The sequence below is a fragment of the Actinoplanes sandaracinus genome, assembly GCF_030009775.1.
GTDB lineage: Bacteria > Actinomycetota > Actinomycetes > Mycobacteriales > Micromonosporaceae > Actinoplanes > Actinoplanes sandaracinus.
Genome location: NZ_JASCTH010000058.1, coordinates 1 through 20,478, shown reverse-complemented (window position 1 = coordinate 20,478; position 20,478 = coordinate 1). Strand labels below are relative to the sequence as shown.

The 20,478-nt window shown below is 72.1% G+C and carries 20 protein-coding genes; 11 read left to right on the top strand and 9 right to left on the bottom strand.

Annotated features, from left to right (window positions below):
* Positions 1-169: 169 nt before the first annotated feature.
* The 4 genes from QLQ12_RS45565 to QLQ12_RS45550 all read right to left on the bottom strand — a co-directional run bounded on the left by QLQ12_RS45565 (position 170) and on the right by QLQ12_RS45550 (position 6,384).
* Positions 170-679, bottom strand: a complete 510-nt coding sequence (locus QLQ12_RS45565; protein ID WP_282767328.1) for a flavoprotein — start codon at positions 677-679, stop codon at positions 170-172.
* Positions 680-722: 43 nt separating this feature from the next.
* Positions 723-3,377 (bottom strand): molybdopterin-dependent oxidoreductase, encoded by a 2,655-nt coding sequence (locus QLQ12_RS45560; RefSeq protein WP_282767327.1) that lies wholly within the window; start codon positions 3,375-3,377, stop codon positions 723-725.
* Between the two features lie 54 nt (positions 3,378-3,431).
* Complete coding sequence (locus QLQ12_RS45555) at positions 3,432-4,220, bottom strand: FAD binding domain-containing protein (RefSeq protein ID WP_282767326.1); 789 nt, start codon at positions 4,218-4,220, stop codon at positions 3,432-3,434.
* A 205-nt stretch (positions 4,221-4,425) separates the two neighbouring features.
* The gene (locus QLQ12_RS45550; protein WP_282767325.1) at positions 4,426-6,384 is read right to left on the bottom strand and encodes an ATP-binding protein; all 1,959 of its coding nucleotides are present in this window, start codon (positions 6,382-6,384) and stop codon (positions 4,426-4,428) included.
* A 351-nt stretch (positions 6,385-6,735) separates the two neighbouring features.
* On the opposite strand from QLQ12_RS45550, the gene QLQ12_RS45545 reads away from it, so the two are divergent.
* From QLQ12_RS45545 to QLQ12_RS45535, 3 genes are all read left to right on the top strand, one after another.
* On the top strand, positions 6,736-7,359 hold the full coding sequence (locus tag QLQ12_RS45545; protein ID WP_282767324.1) for a DUF6230 family protein: 624 nt from the start codon (positions 6,736-6,738) through the stop codon (positions 7,357-7,359).
* Between the two features lie 74 nt (positions 7,360-7,433).
* Positions 7,434-8,978 carry a DUF6114 domain-containing protein gene (locus tag QLQ12_RS45540; protein ID WP_282767323.1) on the top strand — a complete coding sequence of 515 codons (1,545 nt, stop codon included), beginning with the start codon at positions 7,434-7,436 and terminating at the stop codon, positions 8,976-8,978.
* Positions 8,979-9,147: 169 nt separating this feature from the next.
* Positions 9,148-9,417 (top strand): DUF2277 domain-containing protein, encoded by a 270-nt coding sequence (locus QLQ12_RS45535; RefSeq protein WP_282767322.1) that lies wholly within the window; start codon positions 9,148-9,150, stop codon positions 9,415-9,417.
* Positions 9,418-9,468: 51 nt separating this feature from the next.
* Here the strand turns inward: QLQ12_RS45535 and QLQ12_RS45530 are convergent, their stop codons facing one another.
* Entirely contained in the window at positions 9,469-9,786 is a 318-nt protein-coding gene (locus QLQ12_RS45530; RefSeq protein ID WP_282767321.1) for a hypothetical protein, read from the bottom strand.
* A 440-nt stretch (positions 9,787-10,226) separates the two neighbouring features.
* Between QLQ12_RS45530 and QLQ12_RS45525 the strand changes: the two genes are divergently transcribed.
* From QLQ12_RS45525 to QLQ12_RS45515, 3 genes are all read left to right on the top strand, one after another.
* Positions 10,227-10,430: a cold-shock protein gene (locus tag QLQ12_RS45525; RefSeq protein ID WP_282767320.1), complete on the top strand. Its 204-nt coding sequence runs from the start codon at positions 10,227-10,229 to the stop codon at positions 10,428-10,430.
* Between the two features lie 154 nt (positions 10,431-10,584).
* Complete coding sequence (locus tag QLQ12_RS45520) at positions 10,585-10,752, top strand: hypothetical protein (protein ID WP_282767319.1); 168 nt, start codon at positions 10,585-10,587, stop codon at positions 10,750-10,752.
* A gap of 154 nt (positions 10,753-10,906) precedes the next feature.
* Positions 10,907-11,587: an endonuclease/exonuclease/phosphatase family protein gene (locus QLQ12_RS45515; protein ID WP_282767318.1), complete on the top strand. Its 681-nt coding sequence runs from the start codon at positions 10,907-10,909 to the stop codon at positions 11,585-11,587.
* 27 nt (positions 11,588-11,614) lie between these two features.
* Here QLQ12_RS45515 and QLQ12_RS45510 read toward each other — a convergent pair whose 3' ends face one another.
* The gene (locus QLQ12_RS45510) at positions 11,615-12,691 is read right to left on the bottom strand and encodes a hypothetical protein (RefSeq protein WP_282767317.1); all 1,077 of its coding nucleotides are present in this window, start codon (positions 12,689-12,691) and stop codon (positions 11,615-11,617) included.
* A gap of 144 nt (positions 12,692-12,835) precedes the next feature.
* On the opposite strand from QLQ12_RS45510, the gene QLQ12_RS45505 reads away from it, so the two are divergent.
* Together QLQ12_RS45505 and QLQ12_RS45500 are read left to right on the top strand one after the other, a co-directional pair.
* Complete coding sequence (locus tag QLQ12_RS45505; RefSeq protein WP_282767316.1) at positions 12,836-13,423, top strand: DM13 domain-containing protein; 588 nt, start codon at positions 12,836-12,838, stop codon at positions 13,421-13,423.
* A 117-nt stretch (positions 13,424-13,540) separates the two neighbouring features.
* A complete protein-coding gene (locus QLQ12_RS45500) occupies positions 13,541-14,029 on the top strand; it encodes a hypothetical protein (protein WP_282767315.1) in 489 nt (162 codons plus the stop codon).
* Between the two features lie 132 nt (positions 14,030-14,161).
* Here QLQ12_RS45500 and amaB read toward each other — a convergent pair whose 3' ends face one another.
* From amaB to QLQ12_RS45485, 3 genes are read right to left on the bottom strand one after another with little or no spacing between them, the layout of a single operon-like run.
* Positions 14,162-15,676, bottom strand: coding sequence for an L-piperidine-6-carboxylate dehydrogenase (gene amaB, locus QLQ12_RS45495; RefSeq protein ID WP_282767314.1), 1,515 nt, complete (start codon positions 15,674-15,676; stop codon positions 14,162-14,164).
* Positions 15,673-17,070, bottom strand: a complete 1,398-nt coding sequence (gene hglS, locus QLQ12_RS45490; RefSeq protein ID WP_282767313.1) for a 2-oxoadipate dioxygenase/decarboxylase — start codon at positions 17,068-17,070, stop codon at positions 15,673-15,675. Before hglS ends, amaB begins: the two co-directional genes overlap by 4 nt.
* Before the next feature lie 18 nt (positions 17,071-17,088).
* Positions 17,089-18,264, bottom strand: coding sequence for an NAD(P)/FAD-dependent oxidoreductase (locus tag QLQ12_RS45485; protein WP_282767312.1), 1,176 nt, complete (start codon positions 18,262-18,264; stop codon positions 17,089-17,091).
* 99 nt (positions 18,265-18,363) lie between these two features.
* On the opposite strand from QLQ12_RS45485, the gene QLQ12_RS45480 reads away from it, so the two are divergent.
* From QLQ12_RS45480 to QLQ12_RS45470, 3 genes are all read left to right on the top strand, one after another.
* Entirely contained in the window at positions 18,364-19,266 is a 903-nt protein-coding gene (locus QLQ12_RS45480; RefSeq protein WP_282767311.1) for a LysR family transcriptional regulator, read from the top strand.
* A gap of 297 nt (positions 19,267-19,563) precedes the next feature.
* On the top strand, positions 19,564-20,034 hold the full coding sequence (locus QLQ12_RS45475; protein ID WP_282767310.1) for a hemerythrin domain-containing protein: 471 nt from the start codon (positions 19,564-19,566) through the stop codon (positions 20,032-20,034).
* 96 nt (positions 20,035-20,130) lie between these two features.
* Positions 20,131-20,298: a hypothetical protein gene (locus QLQ12_RS45470; protein ID WP_282767309.1), complete on the top strand. Its 168-nt coding sequence runs from the start codon at positions 20,131-20,133 to the stop codon at positions 20,296-20,298.
* The last annotated feature ends 180 nt before the right edge of the window (positions 20,299-20,478 follow it).

Sequence of the window (20,478 nt, the reverse complement as noted above, 5' to 3'; positions counted from 1 at the left end):
CGCACCGAAGCCGCCACCACCACCCAGGCCCCCGACACCCGGCACCAACCGGCCGGCACCCTCGCACACCACCCCGCCAAGACCGCCAAGACCCTGCCCGCCCATGTCACACGAGCAGCCTGACGGGGTTCGTCGTCTGGTTCAGCGATCGCGCGAGATCTCTCCGTGCCTAGGCCGGGTCGTCCCCGAGCGCTCGCAGGGCCAGGTGCCAGGGGAACGCCGCGACGTCGTCGCCCGGCCCGGGAAGCACCCGGACGCCCTCGGCCCGCAACTGTTCCACGCTGCGGCGCCACGGCGCCCGGGACGCCAGCGCGGCGTTGACGTAGGGCAGGACCACGACCGGGATGCCGAGGCCGGGCGCTTCGGCGAGCAGGCCCAGCACATAGGTGTCGGCGATGCCCAGGGCGAACTTGTTGATCGTGTTGTAGGTGGCCGGGGCGAGGATGACGGCGTCCGGCCGGGGTGGGCGGGGCTCGGACGGGGAGCGGTAACGGCTGCGGACCGGCCGCCCGGTCTGCTCCCCCAGCGCCGCGGCGTCGATGAAGGCGAGCGCCGACGGCGTGGCGACCACCTGCACGGTCCAGCCGTCGGCCTGCGCGAGTTCCACCAGGCGGCCGACCCCGGAAGCGGGGCCGGCCGCGCACACCAGCAGGTAGAGGAGCCCATCACCAGCGATCATGGCTCAGCAGTATGCCGCGGCCGCGCCGCGCCGCCGGGACGGGTCAGGGATTCATGGCCTGCCAGATGCGGTCGGCGGTGTAGGGCAGATCGGTGAGGCGCACGCCGATGGCGTCGCGGAGGGCGTTTCCCAGGGCGGGAGACACCGGGTTGTACGGGGATTCGCTCATCGATTTCGCGCCGAGCGGGCCGATCGCGTCGGTGGTGTCGGCGAAGTGCACCTCGGTGTACGGGATGTCGGCGAACGTGGGCAGGTGGTATTGGCGGAAGGCGGCCGTGGTGACCTGGCCGGTCTCGTCGACGTCGACGTGTTCGGCGAGGGTGGCGCCGATGGCCTGGGCCACGCCGCCCTCGATCTGACCGCGGAGTTGCAGCGGGTTCATCACGGTGCCGGCGTCGGCGCTGTGCACCGAGCGGAGGATGCGCAGCTCGCCGGTGTCCGGCTCGACGGCTATCCGGAAGAACTGAGCGTTGAAGGCCACCGACCGCGGGGTGCCGTCGAAATGTCCGCTCGCCGAGAGCGGTGCCAGGCTCGCGAGCTCGATGCCGGCCACCGATGACGCGGTGAGAGCCTGGACTTCGCCGGGGGTGCGGCCGGCCGCGGCGAGGATCCGGGAGCGCAGGTCCCGAGCGGCGCGCAGGACCGCCTGGCCGGCGACGACGACGCCGGTGGAGGCGAAGGCGCCGGTGTCGTGGCCGACCACGTCGGTGTCGGACTGTCTGATCACGATCCGGTCGGGCGTGGTGTGCAGCTCGTCGGCGACGATCTGCGCGTGCACCGTGGTGCTGCCGTTGCCGAATTCGGCGGTGCCGACGGCCAGCTCGTAACGGCCGTCGGGCAGCAGGGTGACGGTGGCGTCGGCGAAGTGGCCGCCGGGCGGGCCGGCCGCGATCATCGCGATCGCCATGCCCTCGCCGACCAGCCAGCCGGGCGGCGCCTCGTCAGCCGTGGCGGCGGCCTGGCGCATCCGGGCCAGGCACTGGTCCAGGCCGTAACTGGCGATGCCGAGGTCGGGGACGTGGGCGCCGGGCGCGGTCAGGTCATCGCCGGGCCGGACCACGTTGATCTCGCGGAACGTGACCGGGTCCATGCCGATCATGCGGGCCACCTCGTCGAGCACCTGCTCGACGGCGAAGGTGACCTGTCCGAGGCCGTAGCCACGGAACGCCCCGGCCGGCACGGTGTTCGTGTAGACGGAGTGGGCATCGGTCCGGATGTTCGCGCACTGATAGACGGCGACCGTCTCGTGGCAGGCGTGGTGCATCACCGACGGGCCGTGATTGCCGTAGGCGCCGGTGTTGGCCAGCACGGTGAGCTGGAGGGCCGTGATCGTGCCGTCGACCCGCGCGCCGGCCTTGACGGTGATCTCAAACGGGTGCCGGGTGGTGGCGGCGGTGAACTGTTCGGCGCGGGTGAACTCCCACTTGACCGGGCTGCCGGTGCGCAGCACGGCCAGCGCCACCAGGTCCTCGACCAGCATCTCCTGCTTGCCGCCGAATCCGCCGCCGACCCGCCCGGCGACCACGCGCACCTCGTCGAGACCGAGGCCGAACAGCCGCGAGACGGCCCGCCGAGTGAGGAACGGCGTCTGCGTGCTCGACCGGATGACCAGTCGATCGTTCTCGTCGAGCCAGCCGACGGCCCCGTGCGTCTCCAGGCTGGCGTGCTGCACCCGGGGGGTCCGGAAGGTCGCCTCATAGACGGCGTCGGCGGCGGCGAAACCGGCGTCGACGTCGCCGATCCCGGCGTGCAGCTCCCCCACCACGTTGGCGTTCGCCCGGACGATGCCCTGCGCGATCCCCTTGTCCCCGTGCACCAGCGGGGCGCCGGGCCGCATCGCGAGCGCCGGATCGATCACGGCCGGCAGCACCTCGTACTCGACGCGGAGCCGCCGCACCCCTTCCTCGGCGGCCGCCTCCGAGTCGGCGACCACCGCCGCGACCCGCTGGCCGACGAACCGCACGACCTCGTCAAGGAGCCGGGTGTCGTACGGGTCCTCGGCCTCGATCTCGTGCTGCCCGGTGGAGAAGAGCGGGTCCGGGGCGTCCTTGTGGGTCAGGACGGCCTCGACGCCTTCGACGGCGAGGGCGGCCGACGTGTCGATGGACAGGATGCGGGCGTGGGCGTGCGGCGAGCGCAGCACCTTGAGGTGCAGCATGCCGGGCACGTCGAGGTCGAACGTGTAGCGGGCGGCGCCGGTGACCACCTGTGGTCCGGCGGGCGCGCCGAGGCTCGATCCGACAGCCGAGCCGGCCGGCGGGCTGACGGCCGCGGGCCGTCCCTCGATGGCGTCGGTGATGGCGCGATAGCCCGTACACCGGCAGAGGTTGCCTTTGAGGGACCGCGGCAGGTCCTCGCGCTGGCCGTCGGTGAGCGCCGCCGTCGTCATGATCATGCCGGCGGTGCAGAAGCCGCACTGGAATCCCTGCGCGTCGAGGAAGCACTGTTGCACCGGGTGCAGGCCGTCGGGTCCGGCCAGGCCCTCGATGGTGGTGACGGTGCGTCCCTGTGCCCGGAAGGCCGGGTAGACGCAACTGTGCACCGGTGTGCCGTCCACGTGCACCGTGCACGCTCCGCAGTCGCCGGCGTCGCAGCCCTTCTTGACGCCGAAGCAGCCCTCCTCGCGCAGATAGGTGCGCAGGCACTGGCCGGGGCGGGGTGCGCGGTCGTGCGGTGTCCCGTTGATCTCGATGGTCATGCGGTTGCCTTCCTGCCGGCCGCGGGGTGCGGCCGGAAGTCCTGCGGTCGGTGTTCAGGGTGCTAGTTCGGCCCGGATCTGGGTCGCGTAGTGCCGGGTCAGATGCCGCCGCCAGACGGGGCGGCCGTGCACGTCGTCGACGTACTGGGCGGCCGGGATGGTGTCGAGCGCGGCGTCCAGGTCGGCCGGTGACGGCGGTGCGGGGAAGCGGAGGACATGGGGGCGGCGGGTCGCGGCGGTCACCGTCAGTGACATGCCTCCGGCGGGCTCCGCCCTGCCGATCAGCAGCACGGCCGAGCGGCCATGGCGGTGCAGCGACCCTCGGCGGTACGCCGTACGCGCGCCGAGCGCGGCCGAGGGCAGGTGGACGGCCCGCAGGAACTCGCCGTCGCGCAGCACGGTCGTGCCCTCACCGGTGACGAACTCGGCCGCCGGCACCCGGCGCTCGGCGCCGTCCGGCCCGATCAGCACGCACGTCCCGTCCAGGGCGACGCTCAGCGAGATCATCGGCCCGGCCGGGAGGGCGGCGCAGAGGTTGCCGCCGACGGTGGCCACGTTCCAGACCTTGAAGGAGGCGAGGAACGCGTGACAGCACTGGAGCACGATGCCGTGCCGGCCCAGCCTGTCGGCGAGTTCGGCGATGGTGCAGGTGGCCGCGATCTCGACGCCGTCGTCGTGGACGGTGAGTGGCGGCCAGCCGGCGGCCGCGAGGTCGAGCAGCCGGGTGATGTGCGGGCGGGGCTCGCCGAGCAGGGCGGTGCCCCCGCCCATCCAGGCGTCGCCGGGCCGCCACTGGCCGGGCGAGGCTGGGCTGATCACTTCGGTGACGGTGTGCAGATCCACATAAGCACGCTACGCGCTTCATGTTTCGGATCCCGGCGATCCCCGGAGGCCCTCGAAGAACCGGCCGGATAGTGCTCCCCCGCCTCGTTCCGGGTGAAGTTCCTGGTCAGGCGGCGTACGGCGGCGTGGCGGGGCACTTTGTGGCGGCAGCGCGGCATAACCACGGTGTACCGCTTGATCGTCATTCCGGTAACGATCGTCCGGCTCACACGTGAGCCGGCGATTTCGGCTCGGCGGGCACCACGACGGGTGGGAGCACCGGCGCGGATGCGGAGGCGGCCGGAAGGGTCACCGTGAACGTGCTGCCGCGCCCGACCACCGACTGCACGGTGATGGTGCCGCCGTGGTCGCGGACGATGTCGCGGACGATGGCCAGCCCGAGACCGGGCCCCTGGACGGCCTGGTCCACCGCGTTGCCGGCCCGGTGGAACGGGGTGAACAGGCCGCGCACGTCCTCGGCCGGGATGCCGATGCCGGTGTCGGTGACGGCGACCGCGACGGTCCGGGCGTCCGCGGTCACCCGGCACTCGACGCTCCCGCCGGCCGGGGTGAACTTGATCGCGTTGTCCAGCAGTCTGCTCAGGGCCCGTTGCAGCTGGGTGCGGTCGCCCCGGACCCATCCCTCGTCGGCGTCGACGGTGACGGTGAGGTTCTTCGCCCCGGCCGCGTTGCCGAGTTCGCCGCGGACCATCCGGGCGACGTCCGCCAGGTCCAGGGTCTCGGTGTGCAGCGCGGCGCCGCGATCCGGGCGGTCCAGCAGGACCAGGTCGCCGATCGTGTCGTGCAGCCGGTGGGAGTTGCGCAGGATGGCGTCCAGGGCGCGCTGCTGGATCGCGGTGAGTTCGCCCTCGTCGTCCGCGATCATCTCGGCGTAACCGAGGATGCTGGTCAGCGGCGTGCGCAGTTCGTGCGTGACGGTCTGGATGAAGACGTCCTTGCGCTGGTCGAGCATCCGCAGTTCGGTGATCAGGCGGGCCTGCTGGTGCTGCACGGTGAGCTGGCGTACCGCCCGTTCGATCTCCCGGCCGACCCCGGCGAGCAGGCGCTGCTCGGCCTCGGTCCAGACCGGGGCGCTGGGCCGGACGGCGTAGAGGTATCCGGGCGCGCAGTCGTCGCCACCGATGGCCAGCCAGATGCTCCCGTCGGGGCGCACCCGCAGCTGGCCGGGCTTCCCGGCGAGCATCTCGGCGGTGAGCCCGGCGGCCAGCCCGCGGGCGTCGGACGGCCAGGCGACGTGCACGGTCCCGGTGCCGGGGAAGACCATCTCGCAGTGCACGGCGCCGGCGCAGACCGCGGCGCCGATCAGTTCGGCGATGCGGTGCGCGCACGCCGTCGGGTCGGTCATCTCCTGCATCTCGGCGGCGACGGCCTGCCGCAGGCCGGCCCGCGCGGCGCGGGCCTGCTCGGCGGCGAGCAGGGTCTCGGTCTGCGCGGCCAGATCGTTGACGGCTTGGACGACGGTACGCAGTTCCGCCGCGCCCCCCGGTTCGGCCCGGGTCGCGAGGTTCCCGCCGGCCAGGCTGCGGATGGTCCTGCCGAGGTCGCCGAGCGGGACCAGGAGCTGCCGCCGGGCGGTCCGGGCGACGGCGTAGCTCACCAGCAGGATCGCCGCGACGAGACCGGCCGAGAAGAGGTCGAGCAGCCGGCGTTCGGAGAGTTCGGCGGCGATCAGGTTGCGGCGCTCGGCGGCGAGGACCCGGTCGAGCACCTCACCGACCATGCGGATCTCGTCGAACAGCCGCTTGCCCTCGACCGCGCGGGCGCCGTCGTTGTCGGGCACGCCGGCCGTGACGATCGGCAGGGCGTACCCGTCCAGCCACGCGCGGACGGCCTCGCGCTCGCGGCCGAGCAGTTGTTCGACCTGCGGGGCGAAGCCGTTGTTCGCGATCTCGTCGAGGCCGGCGAGAGCGCCGGTCCAGCCCTCCTCGTACGGCTCCAGGAAGGCCGGGTCCCCGGTGAGCTGGAAGCCGCGAACCCCGGTCTCGGCGTCGGTCATCCGCTGGAGGACCTGGTCGTTGGCGGCCGCGGCGCGGTCGGCGCGGGCGATGTCGCCGTCGTACTGCGTGCGCAGGCGCGGACCGGCGACGAACTGCACCGCCAGGAGGACGACGAACAGGAGCAACACGAGGAAGGACCCCACGTTGAGCCGACGCTGCACACTCATCGGCGGCGGTCCTCGCGGGCGTTCATGCCCCTCAGTTCGGCAGGTTGGGGCCGAGACGTAAGTCACCACGCGCCAAAATCACTTCGTTACCGATCCGCAATAAACCAGGCCTTGCGTACCCCGGGTAACGGGTAAATGGCCGCGCGGCTTCCAAATATCGGAAATTTCGGACACCTGCGTGGTGAAGATCACCGTCAGTCATGTTGATCAAGTGACCTGGGTTACTGACCGGTAAATCAAGCCCTTGTTATCCCCGCCCCGCAGCGGCAACATTTCCGGCACATTACGGCCGCGACCATCGACGTGTCTCGCTGCGCGGGTCGCCGGTCGCACCATCCTTGAGGAGGTTCCGTGGAGGATGAGCAAAGCGCTCCGGCGTACGGGCGCACCAACTGGCGCCGGTTCGCCGTTGCGGTGGGCCTGCCGACAGTGGTCGCCGGTGGGCTGGTCCTCGCCCTGGCCGAGGGCGCCCTGGCCGCGAACTTCACCGTGTCCGGCAAGCAGTTCAAGCTCTCCGCCGACAAACTGGTCGGGAAAGGCTTCACCCAGTACAGCGGCCAGCTGGCCTCGAACGACCCGTCGGCGGACAAGGGCAGGATCACGGCGGCCATGTCCGGCATCCGTGAGGCCGACCTGTGGAATCTCTGCCAGTCGGTGGCGGTCGGTCCGGTGACCCTGCGTATCGAGGCCGGTGGCGACGAGAAGCGCCCGGTGCACGCCGAGAACCTGCTCATCGGCATGTCCGAACTCGGCGGCGACGCCACCTTCGAGGACATCCAGATCGGCCTGGACGGCTCCACCCTGAACCGGGACGAGGCGGAGAGCCACGGCGCCGCGCTCTCCTTCGGCCAGCAGTCCAGGACCGTCACGATCCAGAACCTCCGGCAGCAGGCGTACTACACCTCGGCCTCGACCTTCGTCCTCAACGGCATGAGCCTGAAGCTGCACCTCAGCGGCGAACACGAGTGCTACTGACCACTGTTCACTCCGGCTCGCGGGGCATTCCTCCGCGGGCCCGTCATTCTGCTGGGACGTTCGTAGGAGGACCCGTGGCGACGGAGAACATCTGGGGCAGGTTCCGGCGGTGGCGGCGGGTCCGGCCGTTCTGGGGCGGGCTCCTCCTGGTGCTGTCGGGGCTGGAGATGCTCGGTAGCGCGAACATGGAACTGGACAACATCAAGATCCATATCGGGCCGCAGGGATTCTTCTCCTACCTGCTGCCCGTCATGCTGATCACCGCCGGCGTGCTGACCTGGTTCTCCCCGGCGCAGCGGCTGTTCTACGGCGTGATCGCCATCCTCACCGCGCTCTACTCCTTCATCGGCCTCAACCTCGGCGGCTGGATCGCCGGCATGATGCTCGGCATCGTGGGTGGCGCGCTGGTCATCGCCTGGGGGCCGCCCGCGAATCCGCGGGCGCCGGGCGCCGGCGAGCCGTCGAGCGAGCCCACCGACCAGTTCGCCGGCGACCCGGCCGGCGAGGAACCGACCCGGTTCCTCGGCGAGCGGACGGCCCCGCTCGCGGGCGAGCGGCAGGCTCCGCTCGCGGGTGAGCGGCCGGCCCCGCTCGCCGGTGAGCGGCCGACCCAGGAGATCGGCCCGGTGGGCGAGAAGCCCGCCACACCCCTGCCCCGGCCGGGGTCGCTGCACCGCAAGGCGCTGATCATCATGGCCCCGGTGCTGGTCGCGGCCACGGTGACAGCCGCCGGGCACCGGCCCGCCGAGGCCGCGGAATGCCCGGAGGGCCTGCCCTCGCGCAAGGCGTCGGTCTCCCCCAGCGCGAGCACCGCCAAGCCCGGCCCCTCCGCGACGAGGACCGGCTCCAGCGGTTCACCGAGCTCCACGTCCCCGTCCTCCTCACCGTCACCGTCGCCGTCCGCGACGCAGACCGAGCAGGAGAGCGACCACCCGATCCTGGACGGCATCAACGACTTCTGGGAAGGCGTCGGCGACCTGATCGGCATCGGCGGCCAGAAGCAGGCTCCGGCGTCGCCGTCGGCCGCCCCCTCGGTGGCCCCCTCCGCCACCGCGACGACGCCGTCGGCGAAGCCGAGCACGAGCACGAGCCCGTCGGCGCCGGTGTCAGCGCCGGTGTCGCCGTCGGCGCCGGCGACTGCCAAGCCGGAGGAGATCCCCTGCCTCGGCGCCCGGCAGATGAACGTGCGGGCCCAGGACGGCGGTCTCCCCCTCGCCGGGGCGAAACCCGGCGTCGTGAGGGTCGCGTCACTGACCATGTACGAGTCGTCCTACGACGGCGTGGCCGAGGTGCCCACCGGGAACGGGCCGATCCGGTCGCTCAAGTTCACCATGGACAAGGTGGTGAACAAGCCGTTCAGCCTCACCATCGACGAGCCCGGCGACGCCACCACGGTCATCGAGAGCGGTGAGCTGATCCTCGACGGCAACGTGGAGTTCTACAGCCCCACGTTCAAGGGCAAGCTGTTCGGGTTGATCCCGGTCACCTTCACCCCGGAGCAGCCGCCGCCGCTGACACTGCCGGTGCTCTGGTTCACCGACGTGACCCTGGACCTGGCGTACGTGCGCTCGGACGTTCTCACCGCCAAGCCCCTCGACATCACCGAGCAGCGCGCCTAGGAACCGCCGGACCGGCGGCTCCGCAGCTTGATCGAGAGGGATGAGCACGGCGCGGCAGCGCTCCGGCGGCACAGCGGCGCTGATGGCGGGACCCGTCGGATCGACGGTCCCACCGGCCGGGTCCTAGTCTGGACGGGTCCGCGAGCCGCCCGTCCGAAGGGATCCGACCGTGTGCCGGAGCATCCACCAGCTGCACAACTTCGAGCCGCCGGCCACGCCGGACGAGATCCAGGCCGCGGCGCTCCAGTACGTCCGGAAGATCGCCGGGAGCACCCGGCCGTCGCAGGCCAATCAGGCCGCCTTCGATCAGGCCGTCGCGGCGGTCGCGGCCGCCACCGCGGAGCTGCTGGCCAATCTGGTCACCACCGCCGCGCCCCGCGACCGTGATGTGGAGGCGGCGAAGGCCAAGGCCCGCGCCGAGAAGCGTTACGCCTCCTGATCAGCGCTGGCATCGCCATCGCCCTGGCACCGCCGGCCGGGCGCCGACCGGTCAGGCCGTGGGCCTCGGCCGGTGCGGCACCTGCGTCTGGGGCGCGATCTGCACGGTCCAGGTGCGGGCCGCGCCGACGACCGCGATGGCCTGGTAAAGCAGCTCGCAGCCCAGCTCGGGGCTGCCTTCGGCGAAGCCGCGGTTGATGAGGCTGACGGCCCGCGCGTGGTCGCCGGCGGCGAGAGCGTCCTCGATCCCGGCGGCCAGGACCCCGGCGAGGGCGGCGTGGAACCTGTCCGTCGCCTTCTCCCGAAGGGTCTTGGTGGGCTCGCGCCACGAGAACGGGGTGATCGTGGGCGTGGCAGACGCTGACGTCATGTTTGCTCCGGGGTATTCGGTGGCACTCGGGCAGTTCAGTCAGCGCTGATCAGAAATGAACGCCGGGGATGGGCGTCACCGGGCCTGGGGGGCAGGGTTCATGAACGGCCGCTGAAGGGGTTCAAACCCACTGTACGCACACGACGGGCGACCGTGCGAGTGCCGCCTCGGCGGGCCGGCGCCTTCATCACCGCCCGGACATCGCGGATTCCGCGCTGTGACGGAACCCGCGTGGAGGAACCGGGCATCTGCCGACGAAATTCGTGATACGGTTTGCCGAGTTGCAGTTTTGATTTCCGTAGACGTTTTCAAGCGCCTGATGGGTTATCTCTGAGCCCACAGGCGCTTTTCGTTTGTCGTGTCGGTTCGACGCGGGTGATCAACGCAGCGGCGTGGGAGTTCGCACAGTGCGGCCTCCAACAGCCTGCGAAGGAGCAGACATGGCTACAGGTACCGTGAAGTGGTTCAACGGCGAAAAGGGCTTCGGCTTCATCAGCCAGGACGACGGTGGCGCTGACGTCTTCGCCCACTACTCGGCGATCGCTGCGGACGGTTTCCGCAACCTCGAGGAGAACCAGCGCGTCGAGTTCGACGTCACCCAGGGCCAGAAGGGCCCGCAGGCGGCGAACATCCGCCCGCTCTGATCCCATGATTTCCGCCGACGGCGGCCCGACTGATTCAGCGGGCCGCCGTTCGGCGATTCACCGACTCCGTACACCGACAGGTTCGTTTCTTGCGATGTTCCGTGGCCCCTGGGCCACGCCTTCCCGGCGACGTACCGTTCGAGGAAGGCCTCACATGACTCCGATCAACCCGCGCCGCATGACGCAGTTCCTGGCTCCGCCCACGCCCGACGAGACGCCCGCGCCTCGCTCGTCCGACCGGGGCGAGGTGGCGATGCACCGGTTGCGCAACCCGTTCGCCGTCACCACCGCACAGGTCGCCGCGGCCCGCCGGGACGTCTGACACACCCGAACACCACGCCTGCCACCGGCGGACGACGCGCCGGGCGGGCAGCCGATCGATCGTCCGTGAGCGTCCCTGCCGGGTCACCGGCGAGCCGGGGACCCGGACGCGGTCGCCGCTGGCGAGACTCGCACCGGCGCCATAGCCTCGACGAGTGACTCACATCGATCTGGAACGGCTCGGCGGGCTGAGGAACGAGATCGAGAAGGCCGCCGGCACCATGGAGAAGCGGACCACCGCCACGCCACCCCTGGGCGGCCTCTCCTACCCGGCCTTCGGCAACACCCCGGGCAGCGCCCTGTGTCACGAGATCTGGCGCGACACCATGACAGAGGCCCAGACCGCGTTCGAGCATCTGCGGTTCTCCGTCGAGGCCGACGTGGGCCGGCTGGACGCGATCATGCACACGTTCTCCCGGGTCGACGCCGAGGCGGCGGACGACCTCTGTGCCGCGGCGATGCGGTCGAACTCGCTCGCCGTCCACAACACCCACGTCGCCTCGGGTGCGGGCCGGGAGGCCGAGAACGTCCGCCGCGCCCAGGTCGGCCGCGCGGTCGACCACATCGAGGCCGGCGCCGGTGGCCCCGCTGTCTTCGCCGGCGACTTCAACACCGCCGAACCGCCGGAGGTCAGCCGTCTCCAGGCGCAGGGCTGGACCGACGCCTCGACGAACGCCGGCGGCGGCCCGGTGGGCACGCACCACGGCCGGCCGATCGACAAGGTCTACGCCGGCCCGGGCGTCGCGGTCACCGGCCCCGCCCGGCCGATCGACGGTGGGCCGTCGGACCATGACGGTCTCGTCGTCGACGTGGGCGTCGCGCCGGCCTGGCCGTGACGGTCGCCGGCGCGGGCCGTCCCCGCGTCACTGTTCGAGCGGCACCTCGGTGTTCTGCAGCACCCGCTCCTCCTCACCGAAGACCCACGAGTCCTGGATCCGGACCGCGGGCTGCTGGGTGGGATCGCCGACGTCGCCGCCGCCGCGGACCAGCACGACGTTGCCGAAGTCCCGGACCTCGGAGTCCGGCCCGAACGGGTTCGTGTTGGCGTCCCACTGGTATTTCGTGGTGGCCCGCTCGAAGTGCATCTCCCATCCACCGCCGGCGTTCGCGTTGAGCCAGGCCATGAGCCGCTCCGCGTCCTCTCGGAACATCTCCTGCAGGGCGACCACGTTGGCGCCGCTGCCCGCGATGACCCGGCCGGCGTCGGGGATGTCGCCCGCGTCGGTGCCGCCCTCGCTTCCGGGCATGAACCACGGCTCGTTCTGATATCCCTGACCGACGTTGTAGGTCAGCACCCGCACATCGCGAGGCTTCCACTGATCACTGACGGTGCGCAGGGACGGGGGCCCGGAATGGGTCGGGTCGTACTGGCTCCAGCCGTACCGGACCCCGCGCAGCCGCCCGGCCTGCGTCGCCAACTGCTCGTCGACGTCGCCGCGGATCTCCTGCGCCGCCGCGATGGCCGACGAGACCAGCGCGTGCTCCGCCGGGTCCCGCGGTTCGAACGTCAGCGTCGAGACGGCCGGCTCGCCCGGCTCGGGCGACCGGACCGGGGCCACGGTCACGGCGACCCCCGCCAGCCGGTCCCTCTGGTCGTCCAGCATCGCCTGCCCGGCGCGCAGGACTCCGGCGATGTCGGCCAGGGCGCCGGCGGCGCGGGCGGCCGCGTCCCCGACCACGCCGAGATCGGCGGTCAGCCGGCGGCGATGCGTCTGGAACGAGTCCGCGGTATCGCCCTCCCACGCGTTGTCGACCTCGATCCGGCCGGCGGCGGCGTCCACGAGGGTCCGCGCGGTGGACGCCTGCCCGCCCGTTGTTCGCACGGCCTCGGCCGCCCGCTCCAGGGCCGCGGGATCGGCGCCGAGGTCGAACGTCGTCGACGACGTCACGATGGGATCAGGCAGCGGGACGGTCGGAGGGCCACCTTCCGGCGGGTGCATGTCGCCTCCCCGGGGCGCGGTCCACTCTTGTTCGCGATGACACGCCTACGAGCGAGGGTAGTCGTGTCCTTCGATGTTCTGGCGTAAGAGGTTCGTAAGCCGCCGTGCCTGGTGTTGGCGGCCGAACCCGGGTTGACTCGAAGCGTGATCCGCAGACTCCTCACCACACCGGTCACCTGGGCCGTCGTGACTCTCCTCGGACTGGCCGGCGCCGGGGCGCTCTTCTGGTTCCAGCCCTGGCGGCTGTTCACCGACACCACGGTGACGGACACCATCTCGGTGGTCGCGTCCGCCGGCCCGGTGGTGTCGGGCTCCCCGGGGCAGCCGGGTTCGTCCGCCGGCCCGGCGGCATCGGGCTCCCCCGCGCGTCCGGGCGCGGCGTCGCCGGTGGTGGTCGCGGAGGGCTCCTTCGTGACGCACGAGCACGACACCACCGGCTCGGCCCGGGTGATCCGCAACGCCGACGGCAGCCACCAACTGGAACTGGTCGGCCTGGACACCAGTGACGGCCCCGACCTGCGGGTCCTGCTGTCCGACCAGCCGGTGCGCCCGGGCGTCGACGGTTGGCGCGTCTTCGACGACGGCGTGCACACGGAACTCGGCCGGCTCAAGGGCAACCACGGCGACCAGGTGTACCCGTTCCGGGCCGGCGTCGACCCGGCGGCGTTCCGCAGCGTCAGCATCTGGTGCGAGCGCTTCTCGGTGTCCTTCGGCGCCGCCTCGCTCGCCTGAACGGGCATGCCGGACCGTGCGGGACGCGTCCGGCCCCACCAGACACTCCGGCGGACCCGCGTCACCGGTAGCCGGGACAGCGTGGAAAGCGGGCGTCCGCGCACCTAGCCTGGGGGCATGTCGTACGTCGCCGCCCGTGACGGCCGCAAGAATCGCAGCGCCGCAACCCGGGCCCCCGCTGTCCCTGACCGGATCGACAACCTGCACGGAAACAGCCTCGGCGTTCTCGAACTGCCCCATCACATGGCCTGCGGACACGCCAGCCGCCGCCGCTACGACCTGGAGGACCCCATCCAGGTGCGGCACGCCTATGAACAGGTCCTGTGCGAGGCCGCCGGCTGCGGCGAGGTGGAGGATCTGATCAACCCGGCGACGCTGCGCAAGGTCTGGCGGGACCTGCACCTGCCGTCCCGGGTCCGCGAGGCCTGGGAGACCCGGCATCCGGGTCTGCGCCGCACCGTCAACCGCACCACGCCGGGCACCGGAATCGCCGCCGACGAAACCGTCGGCAGGTCCGGGAGCACCCGTCCCGCCGCCCGTGGCTTCGCCCGCCGGGGCCGGATCCAGATCGACCGGTCCGGCGCGCTGGCCGGGCCCGGCCGCTGAGCCACGACCGCCGCCTCGGCGCCGGCGACGCCCGCCACGTCCCGGCGAGGCGACCGCGACGGTGCCGGGGCGAGGGCGGCGGCGGAGACGCCGCTGCCGGTGACCCCGCCGCCGGCGCCTCGCCGCCGCTGGTCAGAGGAAGCTGACGTTCTGGGCCAGGGCCAGCGTGCTGGTGTAGTTGACCGTATTGGTGGCGCGCCGCATGTAGGCGCGCCATGAGTCCGAGCCGGACTCGCGCCCGCCGCCGGTCTCCTTCTCGCCGCCGAAGGCGCCGCCGATCTCGGCGCCCGACGTGCCGATGTTGACGTTGGCGATGCCGCAGTCGGAGCCGTCGGCGGCGAGGAAGCGTTCGGCCTCCTGCTGGTCCCGGGTGAAGATCGACGACGACAGGCCCTGCGGTACGTCGTTGTGCAGCGCCACCGCCTCCTCGAACGAGTCATAGGTGAGCACGTACAGGATCGGCGCGAACGTCTCCTCCCGCACGATGCCGGTCTGCTTGGGCATCCGTACGACCGCGGGCTCGACATAGGCCCCGCCGCCGGCGCCGAGCCGGCGGCCACCGCTGATGATCTTGCCGCCCTCGGCCTGGGCGCGGTCCAGCGCGGCGGCCATGGCGTCGGCGGCCGCGTCGGTGATGAGCGGCCCGACCAGGGTGGCCTCGTCGAACGGGTCACCGATGGGAAGCCGCCCGTAGACGGCGGCCAGCCTCTCGACGAGCTGGTCGGCGACGTCCCGGTGGACGATCAGGCGGCGCAGCGTGGTGCAGCGCTGGCCGGCGGTTCCGGCCGCGGCGAACACGATGCCCTGCACGGCGAGGTCGAGGTCCGCGGACGGCGCCACGACCGTCGCGTTGTTGCCGCCGAGTTCGAGCAGCACGCGGCCGAACCGGGCGGCGACGCGCGGGCCGACCTCGCGGCCCATCCGGGTGGAGCCGGTGGCGCTGACGAGCGCGACCCGGGGATCGTCGACCAGGGTCTCGCCCACCGCGCGGTCACCGAGCAGCAGGCGGTGCAGCGCGCGGGGCGCGCCGGTCCGTTCCAGTGCGCGGTCGAGGAGACGGCTCGAGGCCAGGGAGACCAGCGGGGTCAGCTCGCTGGGCTTCCACACCACCGCGTCGCCGCAGACCAGGGCGATGGCGGTGTTCCACGACCAGACCGCGGCGGGGAAGTTGAAGGCGGAGATGACACCGACCACACCGAGGGGATGCCAGGTCTCGGCGAGCCGGTGGCCGGGCCGCTCGGAGGCGATGGTACGGCCGTAGAGCTGGCGGGAGAGGCCGACGGCGAAGTCACAGATGTCGATCATCTCCTGGACCTCGCCGAGGGCCTCGGAGCGGATCTTGCCGGCTTCGATGGTGATCAGGTCGGCGAGGTCGGACTTGTGGGCGCGCAGCAGGTCACCGAGGGTGCGTACGAGCTCGCCACGCACCGGCGCCGGCGTCGTGCGCCACGCGCGGAACGCCTGGTCGGCCTCGGCGATCGCCTGCCGTGCCTCGTCGTCGGTGGTCGCCCGCAGACCGAACAGATCCTCGCCGGTGATCGGGGACCGCGCCGACAGGCCGGAGCCCTCCACCACGGCGACGCCGATCCGGTCGAGGCTGGCCCGGGCACGCTCGCGCAGCTGCTGGGTGGTCGGCAGAGAGCTCATGACACGTCCTTCAGGGTCGGTAGGTTCAGGTGCGCGGCGACCGCCTCGACCGAGGCGGCCTGCTCCCCCGCGTACAAATCGAAGGGGTTGTGAATGTCTCTGCCGATCGCCCCGGAGAGCCAGGCCTGGTCGTAGCCGACGCCCTGGACCGTGGTGTTGCGGCTGCCCTCGCCGCTGAGGTTGGACTGGAAGATCCCGGCGGCGGAGCGGGGCAGGAAATCCTCGTAGACGATCGGAGTGGCGGTGACCCAGCCCTGGTCGACGAGGGCGTCGAGGGTGCCGGGTGGCGTTGTCCGCGGGTGGTCGGGGCGCGGGGTGTAGGTGAAGTAGGCGAGGCCCTGTTCACGCAGGCCGCGCTCGGTGTCGGGCAGGCCCTGCTCCCACACCTCGACGGCCACGTCGGCGCGGGTGCGGCCGGTGGTCTCGGCCAGCCGCCGGTCGACCTCGGTGAGCAGCGTGTCGTACCGTGACCGGCCGGCCGGTGTCAGCGCGATGCCGCGTGCCTCCACCTCGCCGAACCGCACCCGCAGGGTCCCCTCGGCGATCGTGCCGTCCGCCTCGCGGAACGTCCGCGGCTCGGCGAGCGCCCGGAACGACGTCTGGCGCAGCAGGACGTCCGGGCCGCGCCAGCGGGGCGGCCCCTGGATGGCGTCGATCATCTCGATGCCGCGGTCGGTCATCCGCCGGTACAGCTCGTCGATGTCCAGCACTCGCGGGGTCAGGTGGTTGATGTGGGTGCTGCGCACGCCGCCGATGTCGGCGGCGACGGCCGACACCGCCTCCAGTTCCGCGTACCAGGCCCGGTCCACCGGTTCGGCGGAGAGTTCGAAGGCGCCCACCGCCAGTTCGAGGAAGCGGGCGGCGGCCGGCTCGGGCAGCCCCCGCTCCTGTTCCGCCCGGTCGGCGAGGTCCAGCAGCTCCGGGCCGAACAGTTGCCGGCCGGCCAGGAACGTCTCCAGTCGCGCACGCAGGCCGGGGCTGAAGAACCGCTGGTCGGCGGGGGTCAGCATCGAGGTGAACACCCGGAACGGGTTGAGCGCCAGTTCGTCGGCGTCGACCGGCCGGAACGCCGTGGAGATCACCGGCACGGCGCTGCGGGCGGCCTCGCGCAGGTCGTAGAAGCCGACCGGGCGCATCCCGAGAGCGCCGAAGACGCGGGCCACCTGGCCGAGTTCGGCCGGGGTGCCGACCCGGATGGCTCCGTGCCGTTCCGCGGTGATCCGCTCGATCGACCCCAGCCGCTGCGCCCCGGCGCCGTCACGGTGCACGACGTCGCGGTTGACCTCTTCGGAGACCTGCACGAGGGTGTTGTAGGCGGGCACCTCGTAGCCGTACATCGTGGAGAGATCGCGGGCGAAGGCCGCCCGCAGCCGCCAGGTGGGGATCGTGGTCATGTCGTCGGCTCCTGAAGGTCAGACGATGTGCGTCTCGGGCCGGCCGGTCGCGTCGGCGACGAAGCGGTCGGCGGTCAGCGGGGACACGTCCACCACCGGAGTCCGCTCCAGATAGAGGTCGCGGACGACCTCGCCGACCGCCGGCGCCTGCAGGAAACCATGCCCGGAGAAGCCGGTGGCGTACAAGAAATTCGTGGTGGCCGCCGAGCGGCCGATGATCGCGTTGTGGTCCGGGGTCACCTCGTAGAGGCCGGCCCAGCCGTCGCGCAGGCCGACGTCGAGCAGGCGCGGGGCGCGGGCCGCGATGGCGGCGCCCAGCCGGGGCAGCCAGCCGGTGGAGTAGCCGTGGTGGAAACCGGGCTCCTGCAGCGGGTCCGACATGCCCATCAGCAGGCCGCGGCCCTCCCGGTGGAAGTAGAGAGTGGAGGAGAAGTCGATGGTGAAGGGCACCGGGCCGGTCAGGTCCGGCATCGGCTCGGTGAAGATGATCTGCCGGCGTAGCGGGGTGACCGGGAGAGCGGTGCCGGCCATCTCACCGATCGCGGCGGACCAGGCTCCCGCCGCGCAGATCACCGCGCCGGCGGTGATCGGGCCGCGATCGGTGTGCACGGTACGGGCCCGGTCGCCGGTCACGTCGATGCCGGTGACCGTGACCCGGGTGTGCAGGGTGGCGCCGTGCCGGCGGGCGGCGCCGGCGTAACCCAGCACCACGGACTCCGGGGTACAGTGGCCGTCGTCGGGCGACCAGGCCGCGGCCAGCAGGCCCTCGGTGGTGATCAGCGGCGACAGCGCCGCGGCCTCGGCGACGTCGATCATCCGGCTGCTGATGCCGAGTTCGTTCTGCAGCGCGACGTCACGCTCGAAGGACTCGACGTCCTCGGCGGTGGACAGCAGGAACAGGTAGCCGACCCGGTGCAGGTCGATCTCCTGGCCGGGGCGCCGGCCGAAGCGCGCGAACGCCTCCAGGCTGCGGGCGCCCAGCTCGATGTTGATCCGGTCGGAGAACTGCGCACGGACACCGCCGGCGGCCTTGCAGGTCGAGCCGCTGCCGAGTTCGCCGCGTTCGAGGAGCACGACGTCGCGGACGCCCGCCTCGGCGAGGTGGAAGGCGATGCTGGTGCCGATCGCGCCGCCGCCGATGACGACGACCTCGGCGTTCGAGGGCAGGGACGGTGCGGGAGACGCTGCGGCCACGGCTCATGATGGGTCGGCCGGCGCGGTGACGTCCATCGCGGATTTGTCGGCGTGAGGCTTTAGCTTCTCTAAATCCTTCGAGTGTCGGGCGGAGATGGCATGGACTGGTCGAACGTGCAGTTGCGGTCGCTGGTCGAGCTGCACCGGCGGGGCACCGTCACGGCGGTGGCCACCGCGCTCGGCTACACGCCGGGGGCGGTCTCCCAGCAGCTCAGCGCCTTGGAGCGGGCGGCGGGGGTACCGCTGCTGCGGCGGGTGGGGCGGCACGTCGAGCTGACCGACGCGGGGCTAGCGCTCGCGGGGCACGCCCAGCGGATCCTCGACATCGAGGCCGCGGCGACGGCCGAGCTGGAGCGCAGCGCCGGACGGGTCGCCGGTGAGCTCCGGATCGCCCTGTTCGCCACCGCTGCCGCGGAGCTGCTGCCGCTGATGCTGGCCCGGATCGGGCGTCTGCATCCGGATCTGGTGGTCCGCAGCCGGGAGCTGGTCGTCGACGACGTCGCCCACGCGGTCGCCTCCGGCACGGTCGATCTGGCGGTCGGCCTGGAGTATCCCGACGTTCCGATCCGGCGGGACCCGTCGCTGCGGGTGGTCCTGCTCTTTCGCGAGCGGTTCTCGCTCGCGGTGCCGGCCGGGTCGATGTCCGGCGCCGGCCCGGTCAGCCTGGCCGACACCGGCCCGCCGCTCGGCTGGATCCTGCCGCCGGAGAACACCCACTACGGGCTGGCCATCCGGACGGTCTGCCGCCGCGCCCGGGTCGAACCGGAGCTGCGGCACGAGGTGGTCGACACCGCGGTGTCCCTCGCCCTGGTCGAGGCGGGGATCGGGGTGAGCACGGTGACCGATCTGATGCTGCGGCTGCGGCCCTCCCGGTTCGACGTGCTGCCGCTGGCGGAGACCTTCGAGAGGCACATCGTCGCCGTGGTCCGGTCTTCGGCGCAGCAGCGGCCGAACGTCGCTGCGCTCATCCAGGTGCTGCGCGACCTGGCCCGCGACGACTAGCCACCGCATCGATGGTCATCGACCGTATACGGCCCGGCCCTCTCCGCGCGCGTCGACCCGGGGCGTGACCTCGACGACGTCGGCCACAACCGGCTGTGGAAGCACGCCAACCGCGGCCCCCGTGCGGGCTGACCGCGGGTTCTTGCGCGGGCTGACTGTGTGGGGAGGCCGGGTGGAGCGGCGGGCGCGGCGCGGGTAAGATCGTCGGCAGCGTCGCGTGCCGGTGGCAGACCGTGTCAGGCATGGAGGCGCCGAACCGAAGGAGACCGACGTTGTCGTCGTACCCTTCGTCTTCGCGTGTCTGAGCGCGAGACGACCAGGCTGGTGGCCTGGAGCCGAGAAATGCGCGAGGTGCACCGGCGCCTGCGCGAGGCGCTGCGCCTCACCCGGAAATCCCTCGCCGAGGCGGACACCGACGCCACGGCGCTGCACGACCTGCTGCTGTACTGCCGTGGCTTCTGTGCCGCCCTCGACGGCCATCACCGGGGTGAGGACCGCACCCTGTTCCCGGCCATCGCCGCCGCCCATCCGCACCTGCGGCCGGTGTTGCGGAGCCTGGAGCAGGACCATTCCATGATCGCTCACCTGCTCGGCGGCCTGCAGGCCGCCGTGGACCGGTCCGAGCCGGCCGCCCGGCTCAGCGAGCATCTGGACGGCATCGGCGCGATCATGGAGAACCATTTCCGGTACGAGGAACGGCAGCTCCTGACCGTGCTGGAGTCCCTGGATCTGCGCGCCGACCCCGCCGACGCGCTGGGACCGTTGTGACCGGCGGCATCTGGCCGGCCGGCAGGCGTACTCTGGGGGCCGTCGCTCCGGACCTCGGCGGCTCCGCCGCCGGCGAGCGATCTCAAGAGAGCAGAAATGACCATTTCGAAGGCAGTCGTCATCGCCGTCCTCCGTGAACGCGGCCAGCACGTCCGGGCCGAGTTCGTCGACCGGGAACTACCCGAGCGCATCGACACTCTCCGGCATGGTGGCCTGCTGGCCATGCTCCACCTGGATCTCGCCGAGCTGGCCGATCCCGAGTAACGGCCGGTCCCCCGGCCGACGGCGTGGCGGATCCGCCGCGTGTGCACGCGGCGACTGACACGGATCCGCTCACCGCACGATTCGCATCCTCGGCACGGCCGGCCCGTTCCGGGCCGGCCCGTCGCCCGCCACACACGCTGGCAGGTCGGCGCCGTCACCGCGTGAGGTCTGCCGGCGTGT